At 53.5% G+C, this 10,657-nt stretch carries 8 protein-coding genes; all 8 read right to left on the bottom strand.

The features are described from left to right. A partial coding sequence (locus P5F91_RS29040) for a conjugal transfer protein TraG N-terminal domain-containing protein (protein WP_277909007.1) occupies positions 1-3,103 on the bottom strand: 3,103 nt, incomplete at its 3' end. After that, the gene (locus tag P5F91_RS29035; protein WP_277909006.1) at positions 3,103-4,518 is read right to left on the bottom strand and encodes a conjugal transfer protein TraH; all 1,416 of its coding nucleotides are present in this window, start codon (positions 4,516-4,518) and stop codon (positions 3,103-3,105) included. The genes P5F91_RS29035 and P5F91_RS29040, both read right to left, overlap by 1 nt. Next, positions 4,508-5,326, bottom strand: coding sequence for a conjugal transfer protein TraF (locus P5F91_RS29030; protein WP_277909005.1), 819 nt, complete (start codon positions 5,324-5,326; stop codon positions 4,508-4,510). The genes P5F91_RS29035 and P5F91_RS29030 overlap by 11 nt, the downstream gene beginning before the upstream one ends. Positions 5,327-5,329: 3 nt before the next feature. Beyond that, a complete protein-coding gene (locus tag P5F91_RS29025; protein WP_277909004.1) occupies positions 5,330-7,288 on the bottom strand; it encodes a conjugal transfer protein TraN in 1,959 nt (652 codons plus the stop codon). Beyond that, positions 7,270-8,400, bottom strand: a complete 1,131-nt coding sequence (locus P5F91_RS29020) for a hypothetical protein (protein ID WP_277909003.1) — start codon at positions 8,398-8,400, stop codon at positions 7,270-7,272. Before P5F91_RS29020 ends, P5F91_RS29025 begins: the two co-directional genes overlap by 19 nt. 17 nt (positions 8,401-8,417) lie before the next feature. Continuing rightward, on the bottom strand, positions 8,418-9,092 hold the full coding sequence (gene trbC, locus P5F91_RS29015) for a type-F conjugative transfer system pilin assembly protein TrbC (RefSeq protein ID WP_277909002.1): 675 nt from the start codon (positions 9,090-9,092) through the stop codon (positions 8,418-8,420). Next, a complete protein-coding gene (gene traU, locus P5F91_RS29010) occupies positions 9,077-10,090 on the bottom strand; it encodes a conjugal transfer pilus assembly protein TraU (protein WP_277909001.1) in 1,014 nt (337 codons plus the stop codon). The genes trbC and traU overlap by 16 nt, the downstream gene beginning before the upstream one ends. Next, the gene (traW, locus tag P5F91_RS29005) at positions 10,087-10,656 is read right to left on the bottom strand and encodes a type-F conjugative transfer system protein TraW (protein ID WP_277909000.1); all 570 of its coding nucleotides are present in this window, start codon (positions 10,654-10,656) and stop codon (positions 10,087-10,089) included. Before traW ends, traU begins: the two co-directional genes overlap by 4 nt. Between the last annotated feature and the right edge of the window lies 1 nt (position 10,657).

The following is a 10,657-nucleotide window of genomic DNA, read 5'->3' as shown; positions in this document are numbered from 1 at the left end:
TGGCGTCGTTCGGCTGATATGCCGGTGGCTGCTGGCGGGCCGAGGCGTCCCCCCCGCCCATGACGGCCGGCCCTAGGCCATCCGCGAGCTGATTATATGTATGATTTGCATTTGGCATATTATTGTCCGACAACCCGGGTTTAGATGGGCCATACCCAACACTTGGTCTATCCCGTCCTTCGCGACGTTCCTGTTCGATGGGATCGCCGTGATAATTTTGTCCTGCTTTCTCCGGTTCATTAAAGTCGCCACCGACTTTCGCTAACTTGTCCAATATATGCGACTGTCCATCGGCACTATGTGCATGATTCAGAAGGTTGGTTCCCTTCCCAATTTTTTCTCCACCTGTCTTTATTGTGGGCTGGGTATTGTCACGTCCAATTAAATGGTCTGCAACAATTTGTACCGCGGCCTTGTCCTTAATCTGATCGTACGTGTCGGATATTTTTTTGTAATCGTCGGATACAGTAGCCTCTCCTGTGTTAATACTTTTTGCGACACGATCAATATCAGGCTGTTCCCCAACGTCTTTAGTTGGCAATTCCCCCACATTAACTCCTAAGTGCTTCGCTTTATCCTCAACAGCAGACGAATTGGGACCTATAGATAGGCCATGAGTATCAATATCTTTTTTCGCGTCATTATATTGATCTTCAATCTGCCTGGCGCCCATTTGTTGTGACGGTCCCAATACGCGGCCAACCTCCTCCTGGACAAACGCATCGGTTAGCTCTCTTTGTAATTTAAGTTGATCAGGCGACGAGTCACTGAATATTTGATCGACTTCGCTCCCGTAGGGCGAATTCGTAAGGGGATTCTTTCGAGCTCGAGCCCAATCATATAATCTTTGTCTATAGTCCTGGTTAACGTTGACCCCTTGACGGGTAATATCCGCCTTCGCCGAGGACGCTCTTTCAGCGTTGCTCAAATGTGCAGACACGTCATGCTCAAGCCTTTTCTGTGTATCAAAGGCGCTATTAAGTCTATTGGAAAAGTTTAATTCATTGGTGTCGTGCAGTTCATGCCCATGTTCACGGAATGCCTGTTCTGTTGTTGACAATGAATCACGGTAATGGGTTCCTTGAGTCACATTTAGTGCATTCTTGACAACCTCTTCACGTTTTCCTGTAGATGCTAGTTGCCCTTCGGTAATGAACGAAGCAACAAACGGACTTAAATCGGGTGTTTTTGCTCCAGCAGATGCCCTTGCGAGAATCTGTGCTGCGGTGTCTTCGGAAATATTATTGTCCTTAGCAAATTGGCTCTGAACTTCTTTTACATGGTCAAGCGCACGCACTTGGTCCGCCGAAAATACGTCTCGAGTAGCGCTACGATTTGCTGATCCATGTATATTGTTGGCCACAAATTCCGCAGTTTGAGCCAATGTAGAGGCTTTGCTATCGCTCAATTTAGTGGACGCTTCACGGGCAAAACCAAGTTCAGTGGATTCCGTATTCGTAAGCTCTCGTGTAAGACCACTGGCAATATCGACATTGGTGTTCAAGATTGACTGCGCACCGGTAGCATCTAGGTGCTGCTTGCCATCCGCCGTAGTTCTGACAATGCTCCCGTTTGGCATCTCCATCGAAATGCTGCCTGACCGCAAAGAACCATCATACAGTTGTTGGTACTCTGAAACATTGTGAGAGCTAGCGTTGTCGAAGCTCGTGTTGCCAACGCTCATATTGCCACCCGCGACCTCGGTGGCAGTCTGCATCGCCTGACGCTGGCTGGAGCCGAGGAGTTGGGACCCCACGCCAAAGAGGGATTGCCCCACCACAAAGCCAGACAGCATCGGAACCAGAGCGTACAAATAGTTCGCCGTCGCAATGATCTCGATGTTGGTTTTGGCCAGCCCCACGGCTGTGGCCATGGTGACACCGACAGCGCCGTCGATGTTGATGGCGCCAGCGGCTGTCCTCATTGCCGCGTCGCCCATCGAGATCCGATGAATGATCGCACACAGGGGGCCCCAGGTGATAAGGCCGACCATCCCCATGCCATAGTTCTTCACTACCTTGATCAGTGACTCCTTCCCCAGGAGAAAGGCATACGCCCCGGTCAGCAAGAACATGCCGATCATGCACAGATCCAAAGTCATCTGGACGAGCGGCAGCCAGGTCACGGCTGCAGCGCCGCTCGCCATGTTCTGCTGGATCGTCCCCATGGTTGTTCTGGTGTTCACGTACTCCTGGAGCGCGGCCGCGTTGCCCGCCTCCGCGGCCGACGAACCCACGGCGTTTTCCATGATGTTCATCATCATGGCCTGCTTAAGGGCATCGGAAGCCGACTTAGAAACGCCGACCAGATAGCTTTCGGCCGCAGGTAAGGACGACAACAGCATCGCGTTAGCCTGCGATGCGGAGAAGCTCGGGAACATCCGAGACGCGAACCGCTGAATGCCAGTGGTCATTTGATTTGGCCACAGCTGGTTCAGGCTCGCTGCACCCTGCGCGCACGTAATAATGTTCGTGTCCCCGCTATCCAGATAATCCATGGAAAGACCAGGGTTTGGAGGGTATGTGGACGTAACAAATGTCCAAATATCATCCGTCGATGTAAGATCGTCAGGTGATATGTTTCCCATCGCAATATCGGGCAACACGCATTGCTTTACATAACTTGACACATTCTGCGCAAATGTCCCGCTAGGTATTTGAACCATTTGTGCTTGGACAAAGAGGTTGGCACCAAAGAGAACGCCGTTCTTCGAATAGGTCATGTCATCTGGCAATGACATGCTCGACTCAAACAACTGAGTGACTTTGTATCGAACCGTGGTGACGGCGGACAACGGAACCCCTAGACCAAAGGGTACGTTATTAACCGCTCCAGACGGCAGTGATGAATTGCTGGTATCGTAAACGGTTACACTAACGGGTACCTGGAGGGCCAGCCCATAAAAAATCGTAATCACGAGGAACCATTCAAGCACTTTCATCAAGTGGCCGTCGAAGGCTACGTAAATAACCCATCCGGCAATAGCCAAGGTAAGGGCGAAAGCAAGCAGGCTTGCATAGGTGCCGGACTGCGTTATAGCGGCCACACTATTTAGTATTTCCACATACAGACTACCGCCGGTAGTCACATAGATAGGAAACATTAGCGGCGCCCCCCAGCATACTGCATGCTTTGAGCCAAGCGGCTCCCTACTCGCGCAGCGACTTGGCCATCCATGAACTGCGCAGCACGTACCATTTCCATAGTGTTGTTCACGCGGCTCGCATTGGCTTGTTGTTCTTTATAGATCGCGTCGCTGGATTGCTTGAGCCTATTGAGCCAGTCTTCCATGCTTTCTTTATTGGCCACCTGTGCGTTCATGCCACTCTCAGACACCATCGAAATACAATCTTGTAGGAATTGAAAGACTTCATCCAAGGCGATCGCTTCCGCGTAGGTATTCATTACCGCTTGGGCTTGATTGGCGTTAAAGCTGATATTTGTTGTCAGCATTTTGTTGACCGGAAGGGATGTGATATCGAGGAAGTCAAGATCGGCTGCACTCAGCGGCTGTCTGCTTTTTGCTTTGGTGGTCATATCGCTGAGGACGGCGGAAACCTGCCCGATAAAAGCTTTACTGGGGTCGATCACCGCAGAATAACCGCCGCCGCTCTCCGGCGTAGTAGGATGAAGACAATTCGTATTTTCATCGCATTTTACGAGCGGTAAAGACCCGCCTCGCAGCAACACCTGTACCATTTGGGCATCGACAACTCGCGGCTTGATGTAAATGAGTGATGGGTTCGCTCCGTCTGAATCCGGGGTATTAACGATTAAGGTACCGACCAGAGTTTGCATCATATTCATAAGGTCGCTGTCAGTACTCAGGAACGAATGCGATTTTATGGCATTCCACGTCATATTATTGTCGGTGGGTAGCTGCGCCTTCATTGCTGGATCTGCCGCATTCTCCACGGCTTTGCGCGCACCCTGGGTTCCGCACCCATGTTGGTCGGCGGCCCAGTCCGAGAAGAGGCCTTGTTTGTTGGCGATCGAGGAGCAGATTGCACGGTCGGCCTCGGTGGTGGCCGGCCATAAGCCGCCAACCAAACTCGCCGCGGTTTGACACGAATTGATACCGAATTGGTTCACCTTGCCGACCAGGTCGTTCAGGTAGCTGATCTCGTGGTCTACGACAGGAGCCAGTGTTTCAATGCCTAGCTTGAACGCAAAACCCGCAGCATTATTCGCGATGCCCTTAAAGGCCGCTATCAGCTCCCCTGCGGAGATGTGGGAGAAGGCGCCTGTGAAGATGTCAATACCGCCGCAGCCGGCCCGGATGGACGGCATTTGAACGTTCAGCAGGGAGGTGTGTTTGATCGGCGAACGCGCATAGAGTGACCCGCCGCTGTAATACCCAGCGGCCTGGCCTGTGGAGGGCCTGGTGACGTTCGACGTCCCTCCCATGCCGTTCCACCAGGACTGCATCTGTCCGCCGATGTCGGCCCTGGCTAGGCCCGCCTGAAACGTCATGGCCAGGGCAAGAGCCGCTGCTAAAAACCGCCGCTTAATAGTCATTGCCCAGCTCCACTTGCGTCTGCACAAACACGTGCTCGGTGAGGTCCTGTTCCGACAAGAGGCCAAAACCAATAGGGATGACCTGCTGCTTTTGCGCGTCGAAGAGGATCGTCATCGGGATCGGTTTTCCGGCCAGGCCGAGTGCCGCAACCTGCCCCCTATCCACCAGGGAATTGGGGAATTCCGGCAACGCGACACCGTCGATGGTGACTGCTGTAATGGAAACCCCATTGCGCATCGCCCAACTCTTCAAAATTGGGGCATAGGCCTGGCAATACGGGCAGTCATGGCTATAGATGAAATACACCCCGTACCGGTCTCGAAGGTCCGCCACGGCTTGGAGTTCAGCACGCCTCCTCTGCTCCAGCCAAACTTGCTTGCCAGCGGAGCTGACAGGATGTTCCAGGGTATAGTCCAGTTCAGGGTCGCGCAGGAGAACCGCGCCCCAGGCCTGACTGAAAGTGCTGGCCATGTCCAGCGCCGTGCGCTGCATGCGAATGTAATTGGCCACCTTGTCCAGGTTGGTCGGATCCAGCACCGCCGCGTTTTTCGCCCGGTCCAGGTTCTGCCGAATAAGGGCCACCTGGTCGTTTGGGTCTGAAGGAACAGGCGGTGGTACCTCTTGGGTCTCTGCCTTCGCCGGCGGCGGCGCTTCGTCCTGGGGCGGATCCTCGCAGTAGAAATGCCAGCCCAACCCCTTCTGCTCGCTGCAGAAGGCTCCTGGCTTCGTTCCCGGCACCTGCGCAAAAGCGGCGGTCGACATCACAAAGCTGGCGACCACAGCCTGAATTAACCAGATGGCTCTCATATCTCATTTCCCTGCGTTTGCTGGATCGCCATAAAAATTCGTAATCGACTGCTGCATCGTTTTCTGGACGTTAACCGTATTCGGAAGCACTGTTTGCGCGTAAATTTGTGGGTAGAACTCGCTAAGATCGATCTTCGACCAGTCGATGGCCTGTAGTTGAGCAATGGTAAGTCCTGCGCAGTTAGGGCTATCGGCAGGACCCCATGAGATATTCAGTTGCGCACGACCTTGCTCTTGGATGATGCGCCCGAGCCTTGATTGGAAATCACAGTAGGATTTCTTCTTCTCCAAGCACACACCCAGGAACGACGTGTTGCAGTATGTTCCCACGTAATGGGATAGGTGTCCGTCCAAGGCGGCCCACAAAGCCTTTTCGTCATCGCTGCACGATCCCAGGCCGATGTCGACTGACCAGCCGCTATCGTCCTTGCAACAATCCAGCACGCCGGTCAGGGCCTTTCTGCAGTCCGCTTTCGTTCCAGTGAATACCGTCTGCGTATTGGGATCGAAGTTCTTCGCAAAATTCCCCAGAAGGCTCATCCAGGTTAGCCCTTTGGCAAATTCTGTATTGGGCGTGCGAGTGACGGTCCCGCAGTCCCCGTTCAGGCAAAAAACGGTGTCACCGCATCTCACATCGGGGGGGTTTGCACCGTCGTATCCGTTCATCCCACATGAGTAGCTGTATTCGGTATCCGTGCAGTGGCCAAGAGCATCGACGGAAACGCATTTAGAACCTGTCTTGACACAGTTACTGGCAACGGTCCCGCAATCCGACTTCACAGGTCCTTCACAGGTGTACATCTCCTGCCAAGCCCAACAGTCTTTATAGACTGAGTATCCATTAATGGTCTTGGTGGCCGCTCCTTCAACACATGCGTCTTGCATTTGCTTGCATGTCGGGTTGCCTTCGTACGGAACACAATTGTCAATAATTGTGTCCTTCGTAACGGAATAGACCGTATTGATCTGCGACCCTCCACCGGCCACCACGCCATAGCACTGGTAATCATAGAGCCATTCAGCGCATGAGCCATCCACAGCAAATTTATTACACGTCGTAGTGCCTGTCTGCTTGCAACCTGCATCCGTATAGGCGTTGCAGTTATTATACTGATTAGGGTTGGCACAGGTATATGTTCTGTTCCATTCCCAGCAGTCCCGATAAACGTCCAAACCATTAATATTTCGTGTACCAGGGCCTGACGTGCATTGATCATTTGACCATTGGCATGTCTGGTTACTCTGTTCAATCGCGCAATCAGGTACTTGGGTGTCCGAAATTTCAGTGTATGTCGTGCTTATTAAGGTGCCCTGCCCTGCCACCGGAGCTGGGCAATTATACTTACTGGTATAGGTCTTGCAAACTCCATCTGAGTAGGTTTCGGTACAGACGTCTTCTGCTTTAGTGCACCCCGATGCGTTGTCGTAGCTTGAGCAGTTATTGTATACATTGGGATTTGGACATGCGTAATCACGAGTGTATGACCAGCAATCCTTATACACGTCATAGCCATTAATATTACGTTTTTCGGCCCCCTGTGTGCAGGTCTGACCCGTATAGCTGCAATTTGCATTACTTTCTTGGCTGCTACAACCGTCTACAAGTGCATCTTTTGTTATCGTGTAGGACGTATCAATAAGCGTGACATTGCCGTCGCCGCCATGATCGTCTCCGCACTTGTAAACGGAGTAGTAGTCATCACAGGCGCCATCACCACCAAACGACTTACAGTTCTGGCCCTCAAGCTGGCACGAACCATCGTTTTCAAGGCCGACGCAGTAATCCGAATACCCTGGTCCGCCGCAGTTATAGGTATAGTGGTAACGCGTGCAATTTCCCGAGCTATCTGTTGAAGTGCAAGTTTCGGACGCGATCCGGCAATTAGCGGCCGCTCCAAAGGCTTCCGCCAACGGCAATAGACAGAATAGAATAGTTGCTATTATCACTGCAGATTTTGACATTCGTCCACCCAATAGGCAGGTGAATAACTGGTGCACTGGTAGTGACTCATCGTCACGTCAGCTGACACTTGTTTATCCGGATTGCCATCTTCGCCCAAGCTTACCCACACCTCCAGATTGCTTCCACTCACTTGGTGCGTGATGGATTGCCCGACTTGAACAACATCGGAATACTGATTGTTCTCCGTCGAAATATCCACTTCCGCCTTAGTGCTATATTTAGCGTCCCGCAAGGTCACCGTAACTTGCGTTTGCTGTGAGCCGTCCACAGTGTAAGTAATGTCGGCATTGTTTTGGTAGGTGCAATTATTACTCTCGTCGCACGTGACCGCCCATATTTGGGACGTACCTGAAGTCGACGCGTATTGCACCCATCCCATTGTCGCGCAAGAGCCAGGTACTAGGTATTTATCGCATGTTTTACTCACATAGTCTCTTTTCTTGTCACATCCGTATTCACGGTTTGCCTGAACCTCTACGTCCACGCCAACAACACACGTTGTCGGCGATTTTAGCCCGGAATGTGTGCATGAATATTCATCGTTTTGGGCCACCTGAACATTTCGAACAACACGACATTGCTGTGGTAATGTTGGAGACGATACAGTACAGGCATATACCGGATATGCCGCGACCTCCACATCTCTCGTTTTCGTGCAGTAATTGTCAACCAAGGTTACACTGTCATCGCATGTCGTCGTTTGAGGCGACGCCGGCGCTTGACCACCTGCTGCTGTCGAACAATCACCATATTGTCCAGAGAAGGTCGGCAAGACCGAACCCGGTGACGACTGGATGCCCCAGTAGGTGCTTAGAAAAGCGTCGTCCGGCGAGACAGGTTGCTTTGACCGTTCCGGAAACGATGTGCCGATCAGCTGGGCTGCTTCGTCTGTCTGCGCCGCAGCCGTTGCTGAGTCATACATGTTCCCTGTCGTATATGCCTGTTGCGCCGAGGTATCGCCTCCCGAATTCGGAACATTTCCAGCTGTCGAATTCGTAACCATGCCGGCGGCCGTGCCCGTCATTGACTGCCCAAAATCCTGACCCGCCTTCATATTCGAGGTCTGGGCTAGGGCAACCGCCGTCGGTGCTAAGAAGATGGTGCTCAGCATCAACGCCCGTATCGAGATCATTGCGCGCCCCCCAGGGAGGCCAGACCCTTTGCAGCAACGACCCGGCCCGCGTCGCCATCCCGTACAACGATTTCCAAGGCCTTCCGCAGCGTAATATCGCCAACCACCTTGTCGTATGCAGGTGTTTCGCAGTCCTTGCCGTCGCAGGGTTCCGCGCCTTTCTGTGCAACAATGAAGGTCGGTGCGGCATTCACTCCGTAGACCCGAAAAAGGCGGGGATCGATGATCACGCCCAGGTTCTGGGCCTTCTCTCCAAACGCCGAGAAAAGATAGCTGGCCGTGTCCTTCATGGAATCGTTGACTAAACCTCGAAGCACCGCCACCCCGCCCGCCCGTACCACATCCTGGGTAACCGCCTTTACGCTGGCCGGAGGCATCGAACTACTGATGAAAACCAGCAGCGGCGGGACCGCTTTCTTTTCCTTAATTTGTTGAGGGTCGATAGCATCCGTAGTGATCATGGAACCTAGATCGATGCCGTTCGCTCCCTCGCCGTCCGGTGATGCCTGGACGTGCTTGCCTCGCAGGGCATCAATCACCTCCTGCGCGTCCTTCATCGCCGCGGGGTTCTGACGGAGGAATTCATCCACTGTCGGTTGGCTAAAGGCTGGCGGCGCCACAAGGGCGCCGCCAATTACAACCGCTAAGCCAGCCATCAGAAAACGCAGCAATTTCTTTTCCTCCAAAGGAGATAACCAAAGTTCTCACCTACCTGCGGAACCATCTTCCCGCCCTCGTACAGGACCGTGCTTGTGCCGATGCTTGGGCAGGCCAAATCCCCATTGGAATTCGGAACAGGGTTGACCAGCTGAAACCGGTACTGGGATTTCCGGATCACAGGCATTGGATATCGGGCGCACATGCCGTCAGACCCCATTGAGCCCCATAGGATCAACTCTCGGTGCAGCTTGTAGGCCATCCGCTCTGCCATCAGCAGGCTGCCCTGGACCTCGGAATTCTCCCCTTGGATCTGCCCATCAAGCGGGTACATGGACCCCTGGCAACCGGCACACCAAAATAATGGGTCGAGGGCCAAACCTGAGGCCGTCGTTGCCGCGCAATCTACCGCACAGGCGGCTTGCGCTATGGGGTTATCAAAGAGAACAGCCTCCGGATTGAGAAGGAACGTCATTTCGTCGTCCATCCACATCGGATCGATTTCTGTCAAATACGCAATGTCAAAGGTCGACTGTTCTATGCAGATAAAGTCCATGAGCAATTCAAGCCAGTACATCACCGGATAAATGTACCAGTGGACTTGCCAGTTTGCGTTGTTCACCCCTCCGGGTAAGCTCGGCGCAGGCTCGCTGCTTCCTTGCTTGAAAGGTGCAGCCAACTGGATGCCGCCTAGGTTCACCATGCACCAGGGATCGTGCGTCACGTCGACCAGGCGAACGGGCTCCCAGAACCCTACTGCGATGCCAAGACGAACAAACGGCGGAACCTCGATAGGACACGCACAAATCGGAAAATCGGGGTTCGGCGTGTCTGGTCGATCACCACCGATCAGGGTGATGCTCCCTATGGTCAAGGGGAAGAGACAACTCCAGCAAATATCGGTGATCGGATTGACAAACGCCCCCGTGCAGGATGCAGTAGCCGGCCGCGGCGTCCCGAACAAACCAACCACCACCAACGCGATCGCAAGCGACCGGAGAAGGCGCTTCATGGCTGGACCTCGCTAACGCGAAGAGCCAGGCCCTCTTGAGCCACCTCGGCAGGAACATGCAAGATGCCCCAGCGACGCGTGATATCCCCACCTTGGTCGAAGTAGACAACGCCATGAACTTTGTTCATGACGTCGAACACATCACCTCGGACCATGATCGGTTTCACACGATCCCAACCGAGCCGCGATATTTCCCTGCCCGCCCATGCCACTTGGTCCGCGTCGTCGCCGTTAAAAAACAAGACGACCTTCCGAAACGGCATGTGAGCAAGCGGATTGATCCGCTGTCCCTGATGAGCAAAAATCACACCCCGGTGATCGGCCACGTCATGCTGCACGACGAGGGAAGGATCGACCAGAAAGGTCCTTGGCTCGACCGTTCGCGTAATGCCCTCAACGGGGGCCGGCCGGCGGGCGTGCTCTTCAGAACGCTGCTTTAATGCAGATTGAAAGTCACCCAGTTTGCCACTTGCTTGGAGGGCCTGCAGCTTGGCCTGGATGCTATCCAGGAGGTCGCGCTCGACAATACGGTAGCTTGTCCCCTGTGCGCCAAGGTCAGACGCCATC

The organism is Nitrospirillum amazonense (assembly GCF_029594735.1).
Classification (GTDB): Bacteria; Pseudomonadota; Alphaproteobacteria; order Azospirillales; family Azospirillaceae; genus Nitrospirillum; species Nitrospirillum amazonense.
The sequence above is the reverse complement of the archived record's forward strand: the minus strand, read 5'-3'. Positions and strand labels throughout refer to the sequence as shown.